Source organism: Caldinitratiruptor microaerophilus, assembly GCF_025999835.1.
Taxonomy (GTDB): domain Bacteria; phylum Bacillota; class Sulfobacillia; order Symbiobacteriales; family ZC4RG38; genus Caldinitratiruptor; species Caldinitratiruptor microaerophilus.
On the sequence record NZ_AP025628.1, the window covers coordinates 2,463,557 to 2,486,434 of the forward strand.

General features: G+C 72.8%; 24 protein-coding genes. 4 read left to right on the top strand and 20 right to left on the bottom strand.

Annotated features, from left to right (window positions below; all coding sequences use genetic code 11):
- Positions 1 to 45: 45 nt before the first annotated feature.
- The 3 genes from moaA to caldi_RS11985 all read right to left on the bottom strand — a co-directional run bounded on the left by moaA (position 46) and on the right by caldi_RS11985 (position 4,581).
- Positions 46 to 1,035, bottom strand: a complete 990-nt coding sequence (moaA, locus tag caldi_RS11975) for a GTP 3',8-cyclase MoaA (protein ID WP_264841987.1) — start codon at positions 1,033 to 1,035, stop codon at positions 46 to 48.
- Positions 1,036 to 1,333: 298 nt separating this feature from the next.
- Positions 1,334 to 3,241 carry a molybdopterin biosynthesis protein gene (locus caldi_RS11980; protein WP_264841988.1) on the bottom strand — a complete coding sequence of 636 codons (1,908 nt, stop codon included), beginning with the start codon at positions 3,239 to 3,241 and terminating at the stop codon, positions 1,334 to 1,336.
- 77 nt (positions 3,242 to 3,318) lie between these two features.
- Entirely contained in the window at positions 3,319 to 4,581 is a 1,263-nt protein-coding gene (locus caldi_RS11985; RefSeq protein ID WP_264841989.1) for a molybdopterin molybdotransferase MoeA, read from the bottom strand.
- A 119-nt stretch (positions 4,582 to 4,700) separates the two neighbouring features.
- Between caldi_RS11985 and caldi_RS11990 the strand changes: the two genes are divergently transcribed.
- Positions 4,701 to 5,849: a YkvI family membrane protein gene (locus caldi_RS11990; RefSeq protein ID WP_264841990.1), complete on the top strand. Its 1,149-nt coding sequence runs from the start codon at positions 4,701 to 4,703 to the stop codon at positions 5,847 to 5,849.
- A gap of 10 nt (positions 5,850 to 5,859) precedes the next feature.
- On the opposite strand, the gene caldi_RS11995 is transcribed toward caldi_RS11990, so the two are convergent.
- The 12 genes from caldi_RS11995 to caldi_RS12050 form a co-directional block, all read right to left on the bottom strand.
- Entirely contained in the window at positions 5,860 to 6,750 is an 891-nt protein-coding gene (locus caldi_RS11995) for a 3-hydroxybutyryl-CoA dehydrogenase (protein ID WP_264841991.1), read from the bottom strand.
- A gap of 58 nt (positions 6,751 to 6,808) precedes the next feature.
- Complete coding sequence (locus caldi_RS12000; protein WP_264841992.1) at positions 6,809 to 7,129, bottom strand: cupin domain-containing protein; 321 nt, start codon at positions 7,127 to 7,129, stop codon at positions 6,809 to 6,811.
- An 18-nt stretch (positions 7,130 to 7,147) separates the two neighbouring features.
- Positions 7,148 to 8,341, bottom strand: a complete 1,194-nt coding sequence (locus caldi_RS12005) for an acetyl-CoA C-acetyltransferase (RefSeq protein ID WP_264841993.1) — start codon at positions 8,339 to 8,341, stop codon at positions 7,148 to 7,150.
- A gap of 128 nt (positions 8,342 to 8,469) precedes the next feature.
- Positions 8,470 to 9,036 (bottom strand): GerMN domain-containing protein, encoded by a 567-nt coding sequence (locus tag caldi_RS12010; RefSeq protein WP_264841994.1) that lies wholly within the window; start codon positions 9,034 to 9,036, stop codon positions 8,470 to 8,472.
- Positions 9,037 to 9,047: 11 nt separating this feature from the next.
- A complete protein-coding gene (gene murA / locus caldi_RS12015; protein ID WP_264841995.1) occupies positions 9,048 to 10,307 on the bottom strand; it encodes a UDP-N-acetylglucosamine 1-carboxyvinyltransferase in 1,260 nt (419 codons plus the stop codon).
- Positions 10,308 to 10,472: 165 nt separating this feature from the next.
- Complete coding sequence (guaB, locus tag caldi_RS12020; protein WP_319951754.1) at positions 10,473 to 11,951, bottom strand: IMP dehydrogenase; 1,479 nt, start codon at positions 11,949 to 11,951, stop codon at positions 10,473 to 10,475.
- A 33-nt stretch (positions 11,952 to 11,984) separates the two neighbouring features.
- Complete coding sequence (murC, locus tag caldi_RS12025; protein WP_264841996.1) at positions 11,985 to 13,388, bottom strand: UDP-N-acetylmuramate--L-alanine ligase; 1,404 nt, start codon at positions 13,386 to 13,388, stop codon at positions 11,985 to 11,987.
- A 64-nt stretch (positions 13,389 to 13,452) separates the two neighbouring features.
- Entirely contained in the window at positions 13,453 to 13,968 is a 516-nt protein-coding gene (locus tag caldi_RS12030; RefSeq protein WP_264841997.1) for a gamma carbonic anhydrase family protein, read from the bottom strand.
- A 25-nt stretch (positions 13,969 to 13,993) separates the two neighbouring features.
- Positions 13,994 to 14,527 carry an acyltransferase gene (locus caldi_RS12035; RefSeq protein WP_264841998.1) on the bottom strand — a complete coding sequence of 178 codons (534 nt, stop codon included), beginning with the start codon at positions 14,525 to 14,527 and terminating at the stop codon, positions 13,994 to 13,996.
- Between the two features lie 6 nt (positions 14,528 to 14,533).
- Entirely contained in the window at positions 14,534 to 15,538 is a 1,005-nt protein-coding gene (tsaD, locus tag caldi_RS12040; RefSeq protein ID WP_264841999.1) for a tRNA (adenosine(37)-N6)-threonylcarbamoyltransferase complex transferase subunit TsaD, read from the bottom strand.
- Positions 15,504 to 15,992 carry a ribonuclease HI gene (gene rnhA, locus caldi_RS12045; RefSeq protein WP_264842000.1) on the bottom strand — a complete coding sequence of 163 codons (489 nt, stop codon included), beginning with the start codon at positions 15,990 to 15,992 and terminating at the stop codon, positions 15,504 to 15,506. Before rnhA ends, tsaD begins: the two co-directional genes overlap by 35 nt.
- Before the next feature lie 10 nt (positions 15,993 to 16,002).
- Positions 16,003 to 16,320, bottom strand: coding sequence for a hypothetical protein (locus tag caldi_RS12050; protein ID WP_264842001.1), 318 nt, complete (start codon positions 16,318 to 16,320; stop codon positions 16,003 to 16,005).
- A gap of 120 nt (positions 16,321 to 16,440) precedes the next feature.
- On the opposite strand from caldi_RS12050, the gene caldi_RS12055 reads away from it, so the two are divergent.
- The gene (locus caldi_RS12055) at positions 16,441 to 17,631 is read left to right on the top strand and encodes an aminotransferase class I/II-fold pyridoxal phosphate-dependent enzyme (RefSeq protein WP_264842002.1); all 1,191 of its coding nucleotides are present in this window, start codon (positions 16,441 to 16,443) and stop codon (positions 17,629 to 17,631) included.
- 12 nt (positions 17,632 to 17,643) lie between these two features.
- On the opposite strand, the gene caldi_RS12060 is transcribed toward caldi_RS12055, so the two are convergent.
- Complete coding sequence (locus caldi_RS12060; RefSeq protein WP_264842003.1) at positions 17,644 to 18,216, bottom strand: TetR/AcrR family transcriptional regulator; 573 nt, start codon at positions 18,214 to 18,216, stop codon at positions 17,644 to 17,646.
- A 197-nt stretch (positions 18,217 to 18,413) separates the two neighbouring features.
- Between caldi_RS12060 and caldi_RS12065 the strand changes: the two genes are divergently transcribed.
- Positions 18,414 to 18,689: an acyl carrier protein gene (locus caldi_RS12065; RefSeq protein ID WP_264842005.1), complete on the top strand. Its 276-nt coding sequence runs from the start codon at positions 18,414 to 18,416 to the stop codon at positions 18,687 to 18,689.
- 76 nt (positions 18,690 to 18,765) lie between these two features.
- Here the strand turns inward: caldi_RS12065 and gabT are convergent, their stop codons facing one another.
- Both gabT and caldi_RS12075 read right to left on the bottom strand, forming a co-directional pair.
- Positions 18,766 to 20,106, bottom strand: coding sequence for a 4-aminobutyrate--2-oxoglutarate transaminase (gene gabT / locus caldi_RS12070; protein WP_264842006.1), 1,341 nt, complete (start codon positions 20,104 to 20,106; stop codon positions 18,766 to 18,768).
- A gap of 143 nt (positions 20,107 to 20,249) precedes the next feature.
- Entirely contained in the window at positions 20,250 to 20,855 is a 606-nt protein-coding gene (locus caldi_RS12075; protein WP_264842007.1) for an HD domain-containing protein, read from the bottom strand.
- Between the two features lie 187 nt (positions 20,856 to 21,042).
- Here caldi_RS12075 and caldi_RS12080 point away from each other — a divergent pair, with 187 nt between their 5' ends.
- Positions 21,043 to 21,672 (top strand): cob(I)yrinic acid a,c-diamide adenosyltransferase, encoded by a 630-nt coding sequence (locus caldi_RS12080; protein ID WP_264842008.1) that lies wholly within the window; start codon positions 21,043 to 21,045, stop codon positions 21,670 to 21,672.
- On the opposite strand, the gene caldi_RS12085 is transcribed toward caldi_RS12080, so the two are convergent.
- Entirely contained in the window at positions 21,669 to 22,169 is a 501-nt protein-coding gene (locus caldi_RS12085; RefSeq protein ID WP_264842009.1) for an NUDIX hydrolase, read from the bottom strand. The genes caldi_RS12080 and caldi_RS12085 overlap by 4 nt on opposite strands.
- On the bottom strand, positions 22,166 to 22,873 hold the full coding sequence (locus caldi_RS12090; protein ID WP_264844795.1) for a tRNA (adenine(22)-N(1))-methyltransferase: 708 nt from the start codon (positions 22,871 to 22,873) through the stop codon (positions 22,166 to 22,168). Before caldi_RS12090 ends, caldi_RS12085 begins: the two co-directional genes overlap by 4 nt.
- Positions 22,874 to 22,878 lie beyond the last annotated feature (5 nt).

The following is a 22,878-nucleotide window of genomic DNA, read 5'->3' on the forward strand; positions in this document are numbered from 1 at the left end:
ATGCGCGCCCCGCCGCGCCGCCATGCCCGGCAACAACCGGTACGGCTAGCCGCCGATGCCGTGCATGATCCGCAGCCGGTACTCGCCCTCGACCTGGTCGAAGTTGTGCTCCAGCGGCTTCTTGTGGATGGCCGCCGCCATCGCCGCGATGAGGTCGTCCTCCGTATGGGTCGGGTCGCGCAGGACCGGCTTCAGGTCGTGCTCGGTGACGTGACCCAGGCAGGGGTTGATCTTGCCGTCGGCCGAGAGGCGGACCCGGTTGCAGCCGCCGCAGAAGCACTCCGTCATCGCCGAGATGAAGCCGACGGTGCCCAGCGCCCCGGGGATCCGCCAGTAGCGGGCCGGCCCGTTGCCTGGGACCCCCTCCCGCACCGGCTCGAGGTCGCCGAAGGCGTCCATCAGGCGCTCCCGGATCTCCGCCGACGGCACCAGGACGTCCGGGGCGAACTCGTACGCCTCCGAGAAGGGCATGACCTCGATGTAGCGGACGTGCAGGGGCCGCTCCAGCGTGAGGCGCGCCATGTCGACGACCTCGTCGTCGTTCCAGCCCCGCATGACGACCATGTTGATCTTCACGGGGTGCATCTCCAGTTCCAGCGCGGCGTCGATAGCATCGAGGATCGGCTGGGGGTCCGTGACGATGCGGGCGATCTGCTTCAGGCGCTCGGGGCGGAACGTGTCCAGGCTGATGTTCACGCGGTCGAGGCCCGCTCGCTTCAGGTCGGGGGCCATCTTCGCGAACATGAGGCCGTTGGTGGAGAGGGACAGGTCCGTGACCCCTGCCGCCTTGATGTCCCGGCACAGGTCGACGATCCCGGCCCGGACCAGCGGCTCGCCGCCGGTCAGGCGGATCCGGTCGATCCCGAGCTTCACGCCCGCGCGCACGACCTCCACGATCTCGTCATGCGTCAGGTATTCCTCCCGGGGCCGGAGCTGCACGCCCTCCAGGGGCATGCAGTAGACGCACCGGAAGTTGCAGCGGTCCGTGACCGAGATCCGCATGTAGGTGATCTTCCGCCCGTACTGGTCGATCATGCGGGATCGCCCCCGTGAGACGGAAAGTGGCGCTCCGGAAAGGAAGCGCCACGTCAGCCCGCCGGCATCCCGGCACGGCCGCGTGACCCCTTTCCGATGCCCCGCGCGGGCGGGGCGGGAGGCGCAGCCGTTTCCGGCCACACCCTCGGCAGGGCCACGCCGGCCCTGCCTCGGCCTGACGCCCCACCGGGGCGGCGCCGCCACGGCGCCACCGGGAGGAAGCGGCAGGCTCGGAGTCGCGCAGACGATCTGCTCTTGGCAGGGTTCTTCGTCACCGGCCCGGGAAATTCCTCCCGGCTCAGACCTCGCGCACCCGGCCGGCATCCCGGAGGTCGTACCCGCCGAGCGCTTCGGCCTCGGCCCGGAAGGCCGGGTCGGTCAGGAGCTCCCGGATCGCCTGCACCCCGGGGTGGTCCCAGTGCTCCAGCGGGATGCAGAGCTCGTACTCCTCCTGGGTCACCGGCACGAAGTCAAGGCCCAGGGCGCGGGCCGCCGCCCGGATCCCGAGCCCGCAGTCGGCGGTCCCCGACGCCACCGCCGCGGCGACGGCGAGGTGGGTGAACTCCTCTCGCCGGTAGCCATCGACCTGGGCCGGGTCGACCCCTTCCTGCTTCAGGTGGTAGTCCAGCAGGATCCGGGTTCCCGCCCCCCGCTGGCGGTTGACGAAGCGCACGTCCGGCCGGGCCAGGTCCCCGAACCCCCGGATGCCCTTGGGGTTGCCCGGCTGCACCATGAACCCCTGGTCCCGGCGGCCGAGGAGCACCAGCCGGGCCGGCCGGCCCAGGTACCGTCGCACGTAGGCGACGTTGTACTCGCCGCTCGCCTCGTCAAGCATGTGGACGCCGGCCACGTGGGCCTCGCCCCGCCGCAGGGCCACCAGGCCCCCCAGGCTACCGGCGTGAGCGGACGAGAGGCCCAGACCTCGCCGCCGGAGGTGGCTTTCCACCAGGTCCAGGATGATGTCGTGGCTGCCCACGGCCACCAGGCTGCGGAGGACCTCCTCCCGGGGGCGCAGGAGCTCCACCTCCACGGGAGCGCCCTCCTCCAGCCCCTCCCGGTCGGGAGGGATGAAGAAGACCCCGTCGGCCCGCACCAGGGACGAGATCACTCCGGCCCCCCGCCCCATGGGGGTCGCCACCACCCGGTCGCCCACCTGGCCCACCTTCACCCGCACGAACTCCAGCACGCCCATGGGCGAGGTGAGCCGGCGGGTGAGCTGCGCCTGGAGGCGGGGCCGGGAGGGCACCGGCAGGCCGAGGAAGCGGTACACGAGGGGCTTCAGGAACAGGTCGGCCGTGAGCCAGGTGGAGACGGGGTACCCGGGCAGACCCAGGACCGGCTTCCCGCCGACGACCGCCGCCATGAAGGGCTTGCCGGGGCGGATCGCCACGCCGTGGACGAGCACCTGCCCCAGCTCGCCCAGGACGTGCACCGAGTAGTCCTGGCTGCCCGCGCTGGAGCCGGCGTTCACCACGACGATGTCGCTCGTCTCCACCGCGGCGGCGACCGCCGCCTTCAGCGCCTCGTAGTCGTCCCGGACGATCTCGTGCCGGCGTGGCTCGCCGCCCCATTCCTGCACGAGGCTCAGCACCACGCGGGAGTTGAACTCGATGATCTCGCCGGGACCCGGGTCGGGCCGGGGCTGGACGAGCTCGTCGCCGGTCGGGATGAAGGTGACCACGGGGCGGCGGCGCACCGGCACCGCCACGTTCCCGGTCGCCAGGAGCGCCCCGATCTCCTGGGGCCGCAGGACGGTCCCCGCCGGCACCACGAGCTCGGTGGCGACCACGTCCTCCCCGATCGGCCGCACGTTCTGCCACGGCGCGGCGGCAGCGTAGATCTCGACCTGCCCGTCCGGCAGGCGGTTCAGGTCCTCCACCATGATGCAGGCGTCCCGGCCCGGCGGCAGCGGGTCGCCGGTGTCGACCCAGACGTACTGACCAGGCCCCAGGCGCACGGGGCTCGTCTCGCTGGCGCCGTACGTGTCGGCGGCCCGCACGGCGATGCCGTCCACCGCCGCCGCCGGGTAGTGGGGCGACGAGATGCGGGCCGTCACGCCCTCGGCCGTCACCCGCCCGAGGGCCTCGGCGACCGGGATCACCTCGGCGGCAGTGCCCCAGCCAGCCGCCTCCAGCGCCGCGGTCAGGCGGGCCACCGCCTCTTCGGCCGTGATCGTCTCCAGGTAGATCTTCCGCCGCTCCGCCACCGCATCCCACGCTCCCGGGCTCGGACTGGCCGCCGGCGCCGCCGGCAGCCCGGACGCGCCAACGGTCATCGTACCGCTCAGATCGGGTGGACGTCCACCCACTCGCCCGCCAGGAGGCCTTCCTTCTCCTCCCGGATGATGACCGCCCCGTCCGCCCGCGTGAGCGTGGTGATGAGGCCGCTCTTGCCCTGGACGGGCTCCGCCCACAGCTCGCCGTCCCTGGCCTCGAGCGCCACGCGCAGCACGTCCACCCGCCCGGCGGCCGAGGCCACGTTCTTCGCCATCCGGGCCCGGACGGCCGGGCGGTGCCCCGGGAAGGGCGGAAGGCCGAGCAGGCGGCGCAGCAGAGGGGAGACGAACAGGGCGAACACCACCTGGGCGCTGACGGGATGGCCGGGCAGGCCCACGACCGGGCGGCCGTCCACCACGGCCAGGATGGTGGGCTTGCCGGGCTTCAGGTTCACCCCGTGCACGAGGATGCCCAGCCGGCCCAGGCCGCCGATGATCTCCGCCGTCATGTCCCGCGCGCCGACCGATGACCCCCCGGACACCAGCACGACGTCGTACTTCAGCGCCTCGCGCAGCTTCGCCTCAACGGCGTCCCGCACGTCCGGAGCCCGGCCCAGGAACACGGGCTGGCCTCCCTCCTCCGCCACCAGGGCCCGCAGGGCGAAGCTGTTCGACTCCCGGATCTGGCCGGGCCCCGGCTCCTCGCCGGGGTCCACCAGCTCGTCGCCGGTGGCCACGATGGCCACGCGGGGCCGCCGGGCGACCCGCACCCGCAGGACGCCGGCATGAGCCAGGAGGGACAGCTCCTGGGCGCGCAGCGGGCGGCCCGCCGGGACGAGCACCCCTCCGGCAGGGCAGTCCTCACCGCGCCGCATCACGTTCTCGCCCGGGGACACCGCCCGCAGGACCCCCACCTCGTCTGCCGCCAGGTGCTCCGTGTGTTCGATCATGACCACGGCGTCCGCCCCGTCCGGCAGCATCCCGCCGGTGGCGATGCGGGCGCATTCGCCGGGGCCGAGCCGCCGGGCGGGCGCCCGTCCCATCGGGATCTCTTCTACCACCCTCAGGTAGGCCGGCAGCCCCTCCGACGCGCCGAACGTGTCCCCGGCCCGCACGGCGTAACCGTCCACCGAGGAGCGGTCGAAGGCCGGAAGGTCGCCGGCGCTCCGCACGTCCTCGGCCAGGCACCGGCCATGCGCCTCGAGGAGGTCCAGCTCCTCGACCCCGAGCGGCCCCTTCGGACAGGCCTCCAGGAAGAGGCTCTGGGCTTCGTCCACTCGCCGGAGCTGGAAGAACTCCACTCCGCCAACCCCCTTCCGCTCCGGTGTCAAGGAGCCGTTTCCTCCTATTCTAGCGTTGTTTTCCGCCGGCGGCACGCTGTGCCGCGGCATGTCCGGGGCTGCGCCACGGCTATACTAACCGCGCAAGGGAACGGCCAGGGGGGCCGGGCATGGGGCGGACGGCCCGGGTTCTGCAGGTGGCGGCCACCTACATGGGCACGGTGGTGGGCGCCGGCTTCGCGAGCGGCCAGGAGGCGCTGCGCTTCTTCGCGTCCTTCGGGCGGGCGGGCCTGTGGGGCATCGCCGTCACCACCGTGCTCCTGTGCGCCTTCGGCGCCCTCGTGATGGACCTCGGGCGCCGGCTCGGCGCGCGCTCGCACCGCGAGCTGCTCCACCACGTCCTCGGCCCCCGCCTGGGCGCGGCCGCCGACACCGTGGTGTCCGCCTTCCTGTTCGCCGCCCTCGCCGTGATGCTGGCGGCCAGCGGGGCGATCGCCGCCGAGCAGCTGCGGCTCCCCGCCTGGGTGGGGGCGGGCCTGGGGGCGGCCCTGACCCTGGCCACCATCTGGAGCGGGCTGACCGGCCTCCTGACCGCCAACGGGGTCGTCGTGCCCCTCCTCGTGGCCTCCGTCCTGGGGCTCACCGGGGCCACGATCTACCGGGCGAGCCTCGGGGGCCCCCTCGCGCCCGGCGCCGGCGCGCCCGCCCTGGCCGCGGCGCCGGACTGGTTCACGTCGGCGTGGGTCTACGCCGGTTACAACATCGTCCTCGCCCTCGCGGTGCTGGCCCCCCTCGGAGCGGAGATCCCGGACCGGGCGGTCCTCGTCGCCGGCGGGGTCCTGGGCGGACTGGGCCTCGGGGTGCTCGGGGTCGGGCTCCACCTCGCCATCAGCGCGCACCTCCCCGAGGCCGCGAACTGGGAGGTGCCGATGCTCTACCTGGCCCGGCTCTACCGGCCTCCCGTCCCGTCCCTGTACACGGCCGTCCTGTGGGCCGAGGTGTACACGACGGCCGTCTCGAGCGCCTTCGGCCTGGCCCGGCGCCTGGCGCCCCACGTCCCCGTACACGTGCCGGCCCCGGCGCGCCGCGGGGGCCTCCCCGGAGGCGGGGCCCGGTCGCCCGGCGCGGCCGGGGGGCCGGAGCCGGACGCCCCCCGCTTCGCGGACCCCGCCTACCGGACGGCGGCGCTCGCCACCGTGGCGCTGGCCCTGGCCCTCAGCCCCTTCGGGTTCGCCCGCCTGGTGGCGACGCTCTACCCGCTCTTCGGATACGCCAGCGTGGCCATTCTCCTCGTCTTGCTGCTCCGGACGTGGTCCTGACCCCCGACCCCTAGGCCCGGAGCCGGACGGCCGGCACCCGGGAGCCGTCCGCCTCGTAACGGTAGAACCCCTGCCCCGTCTTGCGTCCGTGGTGGCCCGCCTGCACGAGCTGCACCAGGAGCGGGCACGGCCGGTACTTGGGGTCCTTGAACCCCTCGTACAGGACGTTCAGGATGTACAGGCACGTGTCCAGGCCGATGAAGTCCGCCAGCTCCAGCGGCCCCATCGGGTGGTTCATCCCGAGCTTCATCACGGTGTCGACGTCCTCGACCGAGGCGATCCCCTCGTACACCGCGAACATCGCCTCGTTGAGCATGGGGAGGAGCACGCGGTTGGAGACGAAGCCCGGGAAGTCGTGCACCTCCACCGGCGTCTTGCCCATCCGCCCGGCCAGGTCCCGGATCGCCGCGTAGGTCTCCTCCGACGTGTCCAGCCCGCGGATGATCTCCACGAGCTTCATCACCGGCACGGGGTTCATGAAGTGCATCCCGATGAACCGGTCGGGCCGGCGGGTGGCCGTCGCCAGGTCGGTGATCGGCAGGGACGAGGTGTTGGAGGCGAAGATGGCCCCCGGCGGCGCCAGCCGGTCGAGTTCGGCGAAGAGGGACCGCTTGGCCTCCCGGTTCTCCACGATCGCCTCGATCACGAGGTCGACCCCGGCGGCCGGCCCGAGATCGAGGGTCGGGTGGATCCGGCCGAGGATCGCCTCCCGCTCCTCCGCCGTCTTGCGCCCCTTCTCCACGTCGCGGTCGAGGTGCTTGCGGATCGTGGCAAGCCCTCGCTCGACGAAGCGTTCCTCCACGTCCCGGAGCCAGACCTCGAGCCCCGCCTGCGCCGCCACCTGGGCGATGCCGGAACCCATCTGCCCCGCGCCCGCGACCATGACCTTCCGGAACTCCACGGTTTCCCACCCCACGCCATGACAGGACTGCTTGCCGCTGCCTGTGCCCCCGCTCCGCCTACCGGTAGTCCTCCCGCTGCGGGTGGAACACCTCGACCAGGACCGTGTCGGCCTCGGCCCAGGCCTCGTGTTCGACCCCGCCCGGGATGCCGTACGCGTCGCCCGGATCAAGGCGCCGCTCCTCGCTGCCGATCCGCAGGCGCAGCGATCCGGAGACCACGTACCCGATCTGCTCGTGCGGATGACTGTGGGCAGGCACGTGTGTCCCCGACCGCAAGGTCATCTCGCACAGCATCATGCCGGCGGTCGTGCTCATGGTCTTGCGGAAGATTCCCGGGATCATCTCCACCGGCGTGGGTTCGCCCTTGCCGACGAACACCTTCCCACCCCCCTCGCCTCAGTCGACACGGACGACCGTGGCCTCGCCCTGTCCGCCGCCGGAGCAGATCGCGGCCAGCCCGTACCCGCCGCCGCGGCGGCGGAGCTCGTAGACGAGGGTCATGAGGATGCGACCGCCGCTGGCGCCGATCGGGTGGCCGATGGCCACGGCGCCGCCGTTCACGTTCACCCGCTCCGGGTCGAAGCCGCCGATCTTGATCGAGGTGAGGGTGACCGCCGCGAACGCCTCGTTGATCTCGACCAGCGCCAGGTCCCGCGGGCTCAGGCCGGCCTTCTGCAGCGCCTTCAGGCCGGCCCGCGCCGGGACGGTGTGGAGGTAGCGCGGCTCCTCGGACACCTGCCCCTGGCTGACGATGGTGGCGAGCACCTCGAGCCCGAGCTCGCGCGCCTTCTCCCGCGACATGATCACCAGGGCCGAGGCGCCGTCGTTCACCGGCGGCGCGTTGCCGGCCGTGACCGTGCCGTCCGGGGTGAAGACCGGCTTCAGGGCGGCGAGCTTCTCCAGGGAGGTGTCAGGGCGGATGGACTCGTCCCGCTCCACGCGCCGCACCTCGCCCTTGCGACCGGGCACCTCGACGGGCACGACCTCCTCCTGCATGCGGCCCTCCTCCCAGGCCGCCAGGGCGCGCTGGTGGCTCCGGAGCGCCCACTCGTCCTGGGCGCGGCGGTCGATGCCGAACTCGGCCGCCACCTCGGACCCGTACACGCCCATGTGGACGTTGCCCCAGGCGCACCAGAGGCCGTCGTGGATCATGGCGTCGACCAGCTCGCCGTGCCCCATGCGCATCCCCCAGCGGGCGCCGCGCACGAGGTACGGGGCGTTCGACATGCTCTCCATGCCGCCCGCCACGGCGATGTCGATGTCGCCGGCCCGGATGAGGGCGTCGGCGATGTTCACCGCCCTCAGGCTGGAGGCGCACACCTTGTTGATCGTGTCGGAGGGCACCGAGAAGGGGATCCCGGCCCGGTGGGCGGCCTGGCGCGACGGGATCTGGCCGGCCCCGGCCTGCAGCACCATGCCCATCGCCACGTAGTCGACCCGGTGCTCCTGACCGGTGAGCCGGGCGCGGCGGAGCGCCTCCCGGATCGCGATGCCCCCCAGCTCGACCGCCGGGAGGTCCCGGAGACCCCCGCCGAAGCTCCCGAAGGGCGTGCGCACCGCGCTGACGATCACGGCCTCCCGCTGTGCCATGGCGCCACTCACTCCTCCTGCGTGCGGGTATCCGACTGGACGCAAACGAACGGTTGGTAGGGGGACGGGCCACGAGGGCTCCTGCGTGGGTGGCCGCTTGGGGGCCGGGCCGGCTGCTCCCGGGGGGCTTACCGCCGCACCAGGTCGGGCCGCGGGGCCACGGGCTCGGTCAGGTCCATGTGGCCCAGGGTCTCGAGGGGCCTGCCCTCCACGGTCAGGCGCACCGCGGTGATGCCCGGAAGCTCCGCCAGCGAGTTGGCCAGCGAGTACACCAGCATGAGCTCGCCGGCCGAGCCACCGCCGAAGTTCTTCTGCAGGTCCGCCGAGAAGTCGACCGTGGCCACCCCGCCCGCGAGGGTGACGCCCCGGAGCTGCGTGCCGGGCGGGAAGGTCGGGCGCAGGTCCTTCTCCTCCGCCGTGGGCCCGGCGAGGAGCGCCAGCACGATGCCGGCCGCCGGCCGGTCCGCCGGCACCTCCCGCCGGGCGGGGCGAAGGTACATCGCCTGGGCGTCCGCGAAGTACACGGTGACCGTTCGGTTCTTCTGCGCCGGCGCCTGCGGTTCCTCCCGGACCTCTCCGGCCCCGGGAGCGGGCGGGGCCGTGGGGCCGGGCGCGCGGGAGCCGCCGGCCCGGCAGCCGGCCGCCAGGGCCAGCCCGACAAGCAGGAGCGCCGCCACGGCGAAGCGGAGACGCATGACGGCTCACCTCACGCCCGCACGCGCTCGATGTCGGCCCCCAGGGAGCGCAGCTTCTCCTCGATGCGGTGGTAGCCCCGGTCGATGAAGCGCACCCCGTGCACCTCCGTGGTCCCCTCGGCGACCAGCCCGGCCAGGCAGAGGGCGACCCCCCCGCGCAGCTCCCGGGCCTCCACCGGCGCGCCGGTCAGCCGGCCGACGCCGCGGATGATCGCCGAGTTGCGGTCGACCTTGATCTGGGCCCCGAGCCGGATCAGCTCGTTGGTGAAGCCGAACCGGTTCTCGAAGATCGTCTCCGTGACCACGGACACCCCGTCGGCCACGGACATCAGGGTAACCCAGGGGGACTGCAGGTCGGTCGGGAAGCCGGGGTAGACCTGGGTTTCGACGTCGGCCGGCTGGATCGGCCGCCGGCCGCGGCAGCGCAGGGTGTCGAGCCCCACCTCCACGTCCATCCCGGCCTCCCGCAGCTTCGCGATCACGGTGCCCAGGTGCTCCGGGATGCAGCCCTCCACCGTGACGTCCCCTCCGGTCAGCGCGCCGGCGATGAGGAACGTGCCGGTCTCCAGCCGGTCGGGGATGATCTCGTGGCGGGCCCCCCGGAGGCGCTTCACGCCCTCGATCCGGATCGTCTCGGTGCCGGCGCCCCGGACCCGGGCGCCCATCGAGTTGAGGAAGTTGGCCAGGTCGACCACCTCCGGCTCCCGGGCGGCGTTCTCCAGCACCGTGGTGCCGGGGGCCAGGGAGGCGGTGATCATCATGTTGATCGTCGTGCCGAAGCTGGCGCGGTCGACGTAGAAGCGGTTGCCGCGCAGCTGCACCTTGCGGGCGATCATCGAGCCACGCTCGATCTCCACCTCGGCCCCGAGGGCCTTGAAGCCTTTCAGGTGGAAGTCGACGGGCCGGGCGCCGATGTCGCACCCGCCAGGGCATGCCACCTCGCCGCGGCCGAGCCGGGCCAGGAGCAGGCCCATCACGTACGTCGAACCCCGCAGCTTGCGGGCGAGCTCGTAGGGCGCGACGTGGCCGCTGAGCTCGGCCGCCCGCACCCGGAGCGTGCCCGGCTCGACCTCCTCGATCTCCGCCCCGAGGGCGCGGAGGATGTCGCACAGGTCCCGGATGTCCGTGTAGTCCGGAACGTTCTCGAGGATGCTCTCGCCCTGGCTGGCGAGCGCCGCGGCGGTGATGATGGGAAGCGCGCTGTTCTTGGCCCCGTTGGCGTGCGTACGTCCGCTCAGACGGCGGCCTCCGCGGATCACGAACTTCTCCACGGGGGGATCTCCCTGTCCCGACTGGGCCGCGCCGGCAGTCCTGGTAGAGGCTGTGGGCTTTACAGGGAACGGCAGGACGGACATCTTCCGCTGTTCTCCTCCATCCCTGGCGCGACGGGGCCCGCCGTGCGGGAGCGCAGGGAACCGGCGGGCCCGGGTGCCCGTCTACTGGGCGCTGTAGTTCGGCGCCTCTTTCGTAATCTGCACATCGTGCGGGTGGCTCTCGCGGATGCCGGCGCTGGTGATCCGGATGAACCGCCCCCGCTCCTGCAGCTCCGGAATCGTCCGGCAGCCGCAGTAGCCCATGCCCGAGCGCACGCCGCCCACGAGCTGGAAGACCGTTTCGGCGAGGGGCCCGCGGTAGGGGACCCGGCCCTCGATGCCCTCCGGCACCAGCTTGGCCCCCTGCTCCTGGAAATAGCGGTCGGGGCTGCCCTCCTTCATGGCCCCGATCGAGCCCATGCCGCGGTACACCTTGAAGGAGCGTCCCTGGAAGATCTCCATCTCGCCCGGCGACTCGTCGGTGCCGGCGAAGAGCGAGCCGATCATGACCGTGTCGGCGCCTGCCGCCAGCGCCTTGACGATGTCGCCGCTGTACCGGATGCCCCCGTCGGCGATGACGGGCACCCCCCGGGGGCGCGCCGCCCGGGCGCACTCCATGATGGCGGTCAGCTGCGGGACGCCGATGCCGGCCACGACCCGGGTGGTGCAGATCGACCCCGGGCCGATGCCGACCCGGATGGCGTCGGCCCCGGCCTCGATGAGGTCCAGGGTGCCCTCGTAGGTGGCCACGTTCCCGCCGATGATGGCCAGGTTCGGGTGGCGCCGCCGGATGGCCGCCACCGTCTCCAGCACGCCCACCGAGTGGCCGTGCGAGCTGTCCACCACGACGACGTCGACCCCGGCCTCCACGAGGGCGTCGACCCGCTCGATCGTCTGGGGGGTCACGCCCACGGCCGCCCCCACGAGGAGCCGGCCCCTCGCGTCCTTGGCAGAGTTGGGGTACTGCTTCGCCTTCTGGATGTCCTTGATCGTGATGAGGCCCCGGAGGCGGCCGTCCCGGTCGACCAGGGGAAGCTTCTCCACCTTGTGGCGGCGGAGGATCTCCTTGGCCTGGTCGAGCGTGGTGCCCACCGGGGCCGTGATGAGGTTCTCGCGGGTCATGACCTCGTGGACGGGCCGGTCCCAGTTCTCCTCGAACCGGAGGTCGCGGTTGGTGAGGATCCCCACGAGCCGGTGGCCGTGGTCCACCACCGGCACGCCGGAGATGTGGTAGCGGGCCATGATCTCCTCGGCCCGCCGGATGGTGTCCTCCGGGTGCACGAAGACGGGGTCGGTGATGATGCCGTGCTCGGAGCGCTTGACCCGGTCGACCTCCGCGGCCTGCTCCTGGATGGGCATCGACTTGTGGATGATGCCGATGCCGCCCTCCCGGGCCATCGCGATGGCCATGCGGGACTCGGTCACCGTGTCCATCGGCGCGGAGACCAGCGGGACGTTGAGGCGGATCTGCCGCGTGAGCCGGGTGGAGACGTCCACGTCGCGCGGCAGGACCTCGGAACGGGCGGGAAGGAGCAACACGTCGTCGAAGGTCAGCGCCTCCGGCCCGATCTTGTCCCGAAAGTCCACGGGAACGTGGTCCACGTGTACATTCCTCCGGTTCCGGGTTTCAGCGTATTATACCACACTCCGGAGCCGCTGGCCGTAGTCGCGCGCGACCCGCCAGATGTCGCCGGCGCCGAGGGTGATCACCAGGTCGCCGGGGCGCGCCTCGCGGAGAAGGAAGCGCACGATCTCCTCCGGGTCGCTCAGGAGGTGCACCGCCGCGCCCCGGGCCTGGCGCACCCGTTCTGCCAGCACCTGCCCGGAGACGCCGGGGATCGGACGCTCGCCCGGAGGCGAGTAGATCTCGGTCAGCACGACCACGTCGGCGTCGCCGAAGGCGTGGCCGAACTCGTCGAGGAGACTGGCCGTGCGGGTGTAGCGATGGGGCTGGAACACGGCGATCACCCGCCCCGGCGGCCCGACCACCTCCCGGGCAGCCCGCAGGGTCGCGCGGATCTCCGTGGGGTGGTGGGCGTAGTCGTCCACCACCCGGATGCCCCCTGCCTCGGCCAGGACCTGGAACCGGCGCCTTGCCCCGCGGTACCGCGCCAGGGCCGCCGCCATGCGGGGGAAGGGTACGCCGAGCAGGTGGCCGACGGCCAGCGCCGCCAGGGCGTTCTGCACGTTGTGCCGGCCGGGGACGCCGAGCCTCACCTCCCCGGCGGGCCGGCCCTGGTGCACGGCCGTGAAGACCGGGCCGGCCGGCTCGACCCGCACCCCGGACGCGGTCCAGTCGGGGGCGGGCTCAGGCCCCGCGCCCAGCCCGTAGAGGACGACCCGGACCCGCCCCGCCTCGGCGCGGGCGAGCTCCAGGGCCCGGGGGTCGTCGGCGCACGCCACGATGGCGCCGCCGGGGCGGACCTGGCCCAGGAAGCGGCGGTAAGCGTCGACCACGTTGGCGAAGTCGCCGCCGTAGTGCTCCAGGTGCTCCGGCTCGATGTTCGTGACCACCGCGATCCGGGGCGTGTAGCGGAGGAAGCTGCCGTCGCTCTCGTCCGCCTCCGCCACCACGTAGGGCCCGCGGCCCACCTTCGCGGTACCCCCGAAGTGGTCCACCTCGCCCCCCACCAGCACGGTGGGGTCGAGGCCGCCCTCTTCCAGGATCGTCGCGGTCATCGCCGTGGTGGTCGTCTTTCCGTGGGTCCCCGTGACGGCGATGCCCTCGCGGTCGTTGACGAACCGAGCCAGCAGCTCCGACCGGTGAAGCAGGGGGATCCCCGCCTCCCGGGCGGCGACCCGCTCGGGGTTGTCCGCGGGGACGTCGGTCGAGTACACCACGACGTCGGCGCCCTGCACGTGCGCCGGGTCGTGCCCGATGTACACGGTCGCCCCCAGGCGCTCGAGCGCCTCGGTGCGGTCGCTCCGGCGGGCGTCGCTGCCGGTGACCACGTGCCCCGTCTCCAGGAGCACGCGCGCCAGCCCGCTCATCCCGTACCCGCCGATGCCGATGAAGTGCACCCGCTGCCCCACGCTCACCACTGCCCAGCACCTCTAAGGAAGGAGTCTTGCCCGGCGTCCGGATCGCAAACCGGCGGCCGCCTCAGCGCTCCTCCCGGTACGCCCTCGCCAGTTCTTCATATGCCCGGGCGCCCTCGTGGACCAGGCGGCGCACCTCCTCCTCCGACAGGACCCGCACGGCCCGGGCCGGCACGCCGACGACGAGCGATCGGGCCGGGAATTCCTTCCCTTCCGGGACGACCGCCCCGGCGGCGACGACGCAGCCCTCGCCCAGTCGCACCCCGTTCATCACCACGGCGCCCATGCCGATCAGGCAGTGGTCGCCCACCGTGCAGCCGTGCACGATCGCCCGGTGGCCGACCACGCACCCCTCGCCGATCGTGCACGGAAAACCCGGGTCCGCGTGCAGCACCGCCCCGTCCTGGATGTTGGTGCGGGCCCCGATGCGGATGCGGTCCTCGTCCCCCCGCACCACGGCGCCGAACCAGATGCTCGCCTCCGGCCCCACCTCGACCTTTCCAATGACGTATGCCCCGTCCGCGACGAAGGCCGAGGGGTGGATCACCGGAGCCTCTCCCCGAAACGCCCTGACCGGCATGTGCCGCCTCCTCCGTTTCCTGACGTCAAATGTGTTCGACGCCGCCCCGGACGCTCGGGGGGTCGTCCGCCCCGTCCGCTCGCCGGATGGGCCGCGCGGGGACGCCGCCCACCACCGCCCCCGGGGGGACGTCGCGGTTCACCAGGCTCATGGCCGAGACCGTCGCCCCCTTGCCGATGACCACCCCGGGCAACACCGTGCAGTTCGCGCCGATCATCGCCCCTTCGCCGATGACCACCGGCCCGGTGCGCCAGCCGTCGACCAGGAACTCGTGGCAGAGGACGACCGTGTTGTAGCCGATCACCGCGTTGTCCTCGATCGTGATGAGCTGCGGGAAGAAGATGTCGAAGACCGCCGCCAGGCCGACGGACACGTGCCGCCCCACCCTCATCCCCGTCAGCCGGTAGAGGAAGTTCTTGAGCGTCAGGGAAGGGCTGTAGCGGGCGGCGTAGATGCAGAGGAAGTTCCAGACGACCCGCAGCGGATGCACCATCCGGGGCCAGGACTGGAGCGAGTTGTAGGGGCCCCGGTTCTGGTGGTAGGTGAGGCGCCGGGCCACGTCCCCTCATCCCTCCAGGATGCCAAGGTTCGGGTCCACCGCCAGGTCGAGCCCGTCCACCCGGCCGCCGTGGCGCCAGACGTGATAACCCGCCGCGGCGATCATGGCGGCGTTGTCCGTGCACAGGGCCGGCGGCGGGTACAGGACCCGGATGCCGAGCGGCGCCGCCCGCTCCTCCACGGCCTGCCGGAGCGCCTGGTTCGCCGCCACCCCGCCCGCGAGGAGGAGGGTCCGCACCCCGCGTTCCCGGGCCGCCCGGACCGCCTTGGTGGCCAGCACCTCCACGACGGCCGCCTGAAAGGCGGCGGCGATGTCCTCCCGCCGGTGGCGCTCCGGCTCGTCGCGCACCATGTACAGGACGGCCGTCTTGAGCCCGCTGAAGCTGAAGTCGTACGAGCCCTCCAGCCACGGCCGGGGCATGGGCACTGCGCCGGGGTCGCCGTCGCGGGCCAGGCGCTCGAGGTGGGGGCCGCCCGGGTAGGGCAGGCCGAGGAGGCGCGCCACCTTGTCGAACGCCTCGCCGGCGGCGTCGTCCCGGGTGCGGCCCAGAAGTTCCATCTCGCCGTGTCCTGCCATGTAGACCAGGTCCGTGTGGCCACCGGAGACCACGAGGCAGACGAGGGGGAACTCCGGCGGATCGGGGCGGAGGAAGTTCGCGTAGATGTGACCCTGCAGGTGGTTGACCCCGACCAGGGGCACGCCGAGGGCGAAGGCGATGGCCTTGGCGGCCGAGACCCCGACCAGCAGGGTTCCGACCAGTCCGGGCCCCGCGGTCGCCGCCACCAGGTCAATCCCCCCCAGGTCGACGCCGGCCTGTGCCAGGGCTTCGCGCAGGGTGGGGACGATGTTTTCCAGGTGCTGGCGCGACGCGACCTCGGGCACCACCCCCCCGTACTTTCGGTGCAGGTCGGCCTGGGTGGCGATCACACTGGCGAGCACCCGCCGGCCGTCCTCCACGACGGCCGCGGCGGTCTCGTCACAGGAGGTCTCGATCCCGAGGACCCGGGTCACGCTGCCCCCGCACCTCCTCCTCGGCGCGCCGGGCCGCCGCACGGGCCAGCGCGTCGCATCGCTCGTTGTACGCGTGCCCCGCGTGGCCCCGGACCTTTCGCCACTCGACCTGGTGGACCGTCACCAGCTCCAGAAGCCGCTCCCACAGGTCGCGGTTCTCCACCGGCTGCCTGTCCGCGGTCCGCCAGCCCGTGCGCCGCCAGCGCTCCAGCCAGCCCTGGCGGAAGGCGTTGACCACGTAGGCGCTGTCCGAGTACAGCTTGACCCGGCAGGGCTCCTTCAGCGCCTGCAGCCCCTCGATGGCCGCGCGGAGCTCCATGCGGTTGTTGGTCGTGCTCGTCTCGTACCCGCTCAGCTCCTTCTCGTGCGGGCCGTAAACGAGGATCGCTGCCCAGCCCCCGGGGCCGGGGTTTCCGGAGCAGGCGCCGTCCGTGTAGATCTCAACCTCGCGCATTACTCAGATTCTACCACAGCTCCACGCGGACCGTGCCCCCGGCCCCGTACCCGCCCTCCGCGCCGTCGAGCCACGGCAGGCGCGCCATGCGCGCCACCTCCAGGACCGGCGCGGGCTCCCCCTCCACCTGCCCGCGCAGGTCCCCGGCGGCGCGCGCCAGCCTGCCCGCGTACACGTCGAGAGTGACCCGGCGGCTGCGGAGGAGCACGACCGCCTCTCCCTTCCCGTTCACGAGGGCGTGCGTGGCGCCGGAGACGGGCTGCCCGGCGAGGGGCACCACCCGCCCGGTCGCGGCGAACGTTGACCCCAGGCGGTGCGACTTCACCACCCCCCGTCACGTGTCCCCTGCTTCCACCTATGCGCCGCCCGGACCCGGGGTGCCCCCGTCCCCGCGGGGCAGGGGACGCCGGCGACGATGTCCAATTCCAACGGCAGGGAGGTGGGCCCCTTGGAGCGGCCGTCACGTCTGCGGCAGCTCGCCAGCAGCGTCTTCGCCCAGATGGACGAGGCCCGGCGGCGCGCCGTCCGGGCCGGAATGGACGTCATCAACCTCAGCGTCGGATCGCCGGACCTCCCGCCTGCCCCCCACGTGGTGGAAGCGCTCCGGGAGGCGGCCCTCGATCCCCACGCGTACGGGTACCCGCTGCGGGACCTGCCCGAGTTCCGGGAGGCGGTGGCCGCCTGGTACCGGAGCCGGTTCGGGGTCGACCTCGACCCGGACACCGAGGTCCTCGGCCTCATCGGCTCCCAGGAGGGGCTCGGCCACCTCGCCCTGGCGCTGACGGACCCCGGGGACCTGGTCCTCGTGCCCGACCCCGGCTACCCGATCTACACGGCGGGCCCGGTGCTCGCCGGCGCCCGGCTGTACCCGTATCCGCTGCGGCCGGAAAACGGCTTCGTGCTCGACCCGGAGGACATCCCGCCGGACGTCTGGCGGCAGGCGAAGCTCCTCCTCGTGAACTACCCGTCCAACCCGCTCGCCGCCGTGGCGGACCGCGACTTCTTCGCCCGGATCGTCGAGTACGCCCGTCGCTACCGCGTGGTCGTGTGCCACGACAACGCCTACTCCGAGCTCGCCTTCGACGGATACCGCCCGCCCAGCTTCCTCGAGGTGCCGGGAGCCCGGGAGGTCGGGATCGAGATCAACTCCCTGTCGAAGACCTTCAGCATGGCGGGGTGTCGCGTCGCCTACGCGGTGGGCAACCGCGAGGTGATCGCCGCTCTGGCCGAGGTGAAGGGCCACCTCGACTACGGCATCTTCCGCCCGATCCAGCGGGCCGCCATCGCTGCCCTGACCGGTCCGCAGGACAGCGTGCGGCAGGTGGCGGCCACGTACCAGGAGCGGCGGGACGTGCTCGTCCGCGAGCTGCGGGCCGCCGGCTGGGACGTGCCCTCGCCGCGCGCCACGATGTTCCTCTGGGCGCCGCTTCCGCCGGGGCACCGCGACTCGGCGGCCTTCGCCGCCGCCCTGCTGGAGCGCACGGGGGTCGCGGTCACGCCGGGCGCCGGGTTCGGCCCCCGGGGTGAGGGATACGTGCGCATCGCCCTCGTGCAGCCGGCCGAGCGGCTGCGGGAGGCGGCGCGCCGCATCCGGGAATCGGGGGTGCTGGCCGGGGCGGGGGCCGCGGCGGCGGGCTGACCCCGGGCCGCGCTAGCGGACCACGATGCCGTTGAACAGCACGTCCACGAAGAAGTCGGCCATCTCCTCGAGGCTCATCCGGCCGCCGGGACGGTACCACCGGTAGAACCAGTTGCAGGCGCCCAGCACCGTGCGGATCACCAGCGGGGGGTCGAGCGGGCGGAAGACGCCCTGTTCGACCCCTTCCTGGTAGATTCTCTCCACCAGGCGGTTGTACCGCTCCGTCTCCCGCTTCACGATGGCCTGCTGCTCTGGCGTGAGGGCGTAGGCCTCCCGCAGGAAGATCGTCAGGTGGCCCAGGTTCGTGGCGATCCCCATGAGGTGGTGGCGCACGGCCTGGGCGAACTTCTCCCGCGGGGGCAGGTCGCTCGCGGCGATCTCCGCCAGACGGCCGATGTACTGGTCCAGCGCCTCCTGGATGATCATGACCAGGAGGTCTTCCTTGCTGGAGATGTAGTGGTACAGGCTGCCCTTCTGCAGCCCCACCGCGTCGGCGATATCCTGCATCGACGTGGCGTGGTAGCCCTTCTTCATGAACAGCTCGACCGACGCGTTCACGATGTCTGTGAGCTTGTTCGTCGACATCGGTGCCCCCTCCGCGGGCACGGTACGGGACCGGCGTGTCCGGCCGGCCGTTACCGACCGTTTGGTAGGAACCGTTTCGGGAATTCGAGCCCGGCCGCCGATTCCCTGCGCCGGGCGATCGCCGGGCTGCCGTGGGCTGGCGCCGGGATAGCATGGGCGGCGGGCCGGGAAAGATTCGAGCCGGAGGTGAGGAGCGCGTGCACCCCAAGCAGGAAGCGCTCCGCTTCATCCGTGAGCTGGCGGGACGCCGCGTCACCTACGACACGGGCCTGATGGAGGTGGCGGAAGAGATCCCGGGAGGTCTGGAGGTCCTGGTCGAGCGGATCCAGGACGAGTTCGGCGTGGAACTGCCCGAGGAGCTGGTCCTCGAGGCGGACACCGTCGGCGACCTCTGCCGGCTCGTCGCCCACGCCCTGACCACGGCTGCCGAGACGGGCCCCGATGGGCCCGTGTGGGAAGCCCGGGAGCTGTAGCGCCAGAACACGCCCGGGGCACCCCGCGGCTCGGGCCGCAGCGGGGTGCCCCGGCAGTGCGTGTCCGACCTGCGTCTCACACCCGGGCCGTGACCGCCGCGAAGGCCTCCTCCAGGACGCCGAGCGCCTCGTCCAGCTGCTCCTCCGTGATCACCAGGGGCATCAGGAACCGGATCACGTTGCCGTAGATCCCGGCCCGCAGGACGATGACCCCGCGCCGGATCGCCTCCCGGATGATCTCCGTCGTCTCCGCGGTCGCGGGCTCGCGGGTGGAGCGGTCCCGCACCAGCTCCACCGCCACCATGGCCCCGAGACCCCGCACCTCGCCGATGAGCGGGGTGCGCTCCGCCAGAGCCTCGAGCCGCGCCCGCAGCCGCCGGCCGAGCGCCTCCGCCCGCGCCGGCAGATCCTCCCGGTCCATGACGTCCAGCACGGCGAGGGCCGCCGAGCAGGCCACGGGGTTGCCGACGTAGGTGCCGCCGATGTTGCCGTCGGTCGCCGCGTCCATCACGTCGGCCCTGCCGATCACCCCCGACAGCGGCAGCCCGGCGGCGATCGACTTCCCCACCGTGATCAGGTCCGGCTCGATCCCCAGCCGCTCGGAGGCGAAGAACCGGCCGGTCCGGCCGAACCCCGTCTGCACCTCGTCGGCGATGAGCAGGATGCCGTGGCGCCGGCAGATCGCCTGCACCTGCGGCAGGTAGCCCTCCGGCGGGACCACGAAGCCGCCCTCGCCCTGGACCGGCTCCAGGATCACGGCCGCCGTGTCCTCCGGGGCGACCTGGGTGACGAAGGCGCGCTCCAGGGCAGCCACGGCCTGCCGGGCCACCTCTTCCGGCGGCGGGCTGCCGGGCCAGCGGTACACGTACGGGAACGGAACCCGGTAGACGTCCGGCGCGAAGGGCCCCATCCCCTGCTTGTACGGCTTCACCCGGCTCGTCAGGCTCAGCGCCATGAGGGTGCGGCCGTGGAAGGCCCCCTCCATGGCGATGATGCCCCGCCGCCCGGTGTACTTGCGGGCGATCTTCACGGCGTTCTCCACGGCCTCGGCACCCGAGTTGAAGAACGCCGCCTTCTTCGGGAAGTTGCCGGGGGCCCGGCGGCTCAGCTCCTCCGCCAGGCGGATGTACGACTCGTACGGCACGATCGAGAAGTCGGTGTGGGTGAAGCGGGCGCTCGCCTCGTGGATGGCCCGGACGACCTCCGGCACGCTGTGCCCGACGTTCATGCACCCGACCCCGCCGGCCAGGTCGATGAACGTGTTGCCGTCGACGTCCGTGAGGAGCGCGCCTTCCGCCCGCTCCACGATCACGGGGACGTGGACCTGAAACGCCTGTGCGACGGCCCGCTCCTTGCGCTCCAGGAGCGCGCGGGAACGGGGCCCCGGGATGGAGGTGACGAGACGGATGTGGGCCACGGCGCTCCCTCCTCTGGCGCCCGGTCGGTCCGGGCCGCGCGCGGCCGGCCCCGGCAACCGGGCTCCCCGGTCAGGTTATGCAACCTTGTATAGGGATGATTCGCCGCGGCCCGCGCTTCCTCCTACTCCCTGGGCTGCGTCGCTTACTCCGCCGCCTCCGCCGGCACCGCGGAGCCGGTCCCGGCGATGCCGAGCTGCTCCGCCACCGGCTTGAGCGCCTCGATCACGAAGGCGATGTGCTCGTCGAGGTCCAGCCCGAGCTCGGCGGCGCCGCCGATCACGTCTTCGCGGTTCACCCCGGCCGCGAACCGCTTGTCCTTCATCTTCTTGCGTACGGCCTGGACGTCCACCTCGTGGATGGAGCGGTTCGGACGGACCAGGGCCACCGCGATCACGAAGTTGGACAGCTCGTCGCAGGCGTAGAGCGCCTTGTCCATGAGGCTCCGGCGGGGGTACTGGTCCTGCAGGTAGTTGGCGTGGGCGAGCACCGCGTAGACCAGCTCGTCCGGGTACCCCTTCTCCCGCAGCACCTCCGCCGCCTTGCGGGGGTGCACCTCGAGGGTCGGGTACCGCTCGTAGTCCAGGTCGTGCAGGAGACCCGTCAGGCCCCAGAGGTCCTCGTCGCCCCCGTACTTGCGGGCGTAGGCCCGCATGCAGGCCTCCACGCCGTACAGGTGCTTGAGCAAGCGGGGATCCTGAACCCACTCGTGCAGGAGTGCCATCGCCTCGTCGCGGCTCGGCAGCGGCATCGCGCACTCTCCCTTGCTCCCATTTGGTCCCCATTATAGCACTGCCGCGGGGCCGCCCCATGAGGCGCATGGGAGACCCCCCCAGGGTCGGCCGGAGGCAACCGGCGACACACCCGGACGGAGGAACACTGCGGGGAGGGAGCGAAGCCCTCCGGGAAGCCGGACCACGAGCGGAGGGGGGCTCGAAGTGCGAATCTACACCCGCACCGGAGACAAGGGGGAGACGAGCCTGCGCTGGGGCCAGCGGGTACCGAAGGACGCCGTCCGGGTCGAAGCGTACGGCGCCGTGGACGAGCTCAACTCGTTCATCGGCCTGGCCCTGGCACTGGTCCCGGCAGAGGGTGGGCCGGCGGGAACCCCGGCCGGTGAGATCCTGCCACGTCTGCGCGAGGTGCTGCCCCGCGTGCAGCACGAGCTCTTCGACGTCGGCGCCGACCTCTCCACCCCGCCCGACCGGACGAAAGGCGAGGAGCCCCGTGTCCGGCCGGAGCAGGTCGAGGCCCTGGAGCGCGACATTGACGCCCTGGACCGCCACCTGCCCGAACTGCGCCAGTTCATCCTCCCCGGGGGGAGTCCGGCGGCCGCTGCCCTGCAGGTGGCGCGGGCCGTCTGCCGGCGCGCGGAGCGGCGGCTGGTCTCCCTGGCGCGCCAGGAACCGGTGGAACCGGTGCTGATCCAGTACCTGAACCGGCTTTCCGACTACCTCTTCGTCGCCGCCCGGGCCACCAATCTCGCGGCGGGGGTGCCGGAGCCCCGGGTGTCCTGGTCCTGGGGACGCCAGGCGAGGTCATCCCGGGGGGACTCCCACCAGGCCTAATCGCGGCCCCGTGCGGTCCGCCGCCCGAGCAGGTCCTCCAGCGCACGGCGGGTCGACGGGAAAGCCAGCTCCTCCCACGGGATCTCGTCCGGTCGGAACGCCCGGGCGTCCAGGCACTCCGGCATCACGCGCAGCGCACCGCCGAGGACCCGGGCCCGGTACACGATCACGACCACGGGGGAGTCGCGAAAGGAGTACACGCCCAGGAGACCGGTCAGCGCCACGTCCAGGCCGGTCTCCTCCTGCGTTTCGCGCAGCGCCGCGTCCTCCACCGTCTCCCCCTGGTCCATGTAGCCGCCCGGGAAGGTCCACTTCCCGTAGCCGGGCTCGATCGCCCGGCGCACCAGGACGATCCGGCCGTCGTGCTCCGGGACCGTGCACGTGGCCACCTTGGGATCGTAGAAATGGACAAAGCCGCAGGCCGGGCACACCTGGCGCTCCCGCCCGAACGCCGGGCGCACGACCAGGGGCGTGCCGCACCGCGGGCAGTACTTCACGGTACGTCCCTTCTTTCCTCGTCCGCGAGCGCCTCCTCCAGGATCCGGAGCTGCCCGGCCAGGCGCCGCAGGTACCCGGGATCGGGGTCACGGGCCCGGCGGGCCCCGGCGAGCGCCTCCTGCAGCCGGTCCCGGTGCCGCGCCACGTACCTCCGGAACAGCTTCCCGCCACGCCGCCTGAGCACGGGCCCGAGGAGCGCGTCCTCTTCCGACAGGGCGGGGGGCTGCGCGGCCCGCTCCGCTGCGAGCACGACGTAGATGTGGCGGCCGTCGGCGACCAGGGCCTCGTCCACGATCCCCCAGCCCAGGGCGGCGAGGGTGCGCCGCACCACTTCCTCCGCCCCCCGGGGCTGGAGCACGAGCCGCCCGACGCCGTCCAGCGCCTGCCCGGCCCGGGCGACCAGCTCCGCCACGTGGGCGCCGCCCATCCCTGCCACCACCGCGGTGGCGACCTCGCCGGGTCGGAGCGCGGCGAACCCGTCGCCCCGCCGCAGTTCGACCCGGTCCTCCACCCCGGCCGCGCGCAGCGTCCTCCGGGCCGCCTCGAGGGGGCCGGGGCGCAGGTCGGTGGCGATGGCCCGGGGCACGCGGCCGGTCACCACCAGGTAGGCGGGCAGGAGGCCGTGGTCGGTGCCGATGTCGGCCACCGGCCGGCCCGGCAGGACGAAGCCGGCCACGGCGGCAAGCCTGGGGGGAAGCCGAATCGCCG

Excerpts from the sequence above, each read along its gene's own strand:
- moaA (WP_264841987.1), bottom strand. The coding sequence starts at position 1,035 with ATGATCGACCAGTACGGGCGGAAGATCACCTACATGCGGATCTCGGTC.
- caldi_RS11990 (WP_264841990.1), top strand. The coding sequence starts at position 4,701 with ATGGGGCGGACGGCCCGGGTTCTGCAGGTGGCGGCCACCTACATGGGC.
- caldi_RS12005 (WP_264841993.1), bottom strand. The coding sequence starts at position 8,341 with ATGGCACAGCGGGAGGCCGTGATCGTCAGCGCGGTGCGCACGCCCTTC.
- caldi_RS12010 (WP_264841994.1), bottom strand. The coding sequence starts at position 9,036 with ATGCGTCTCCGCTTCGCCGTGGCGGCGCTCCTGCTTGTCGGGCTGGCC.
- caldi_RS12030 (WP_264841997.1), bottom strand. The coding sequence starts at position 13,968 with ATGCCGGTCAGGGCGTTTCGGGGAGAGGCTCCGGTGATCCACCCCTCG.
- rnhA (WP_264842000.1), bottom strand. The coding sequence starts at position 15,992 with ATGCGCGAGGTTGAGATCTACACGGACGGCGCCTGCTCCGGAAACCCC.
- caldi_RS12060 (WP_264842003.1), bottom strand. The coding sequence starts at position 18,216 with ATGTCGACGAACAAGCTCACAGACATCGTGAACGCGTCGGTCGAGCTG.
- caldi_RS12075 (WP_264842007.1), bottom strand. The coding sequence starts at position 20,855 with ATGCCGCTGCCGAGCCGCGACGAGGCGATGGCACTCCTGCACGAGTGG.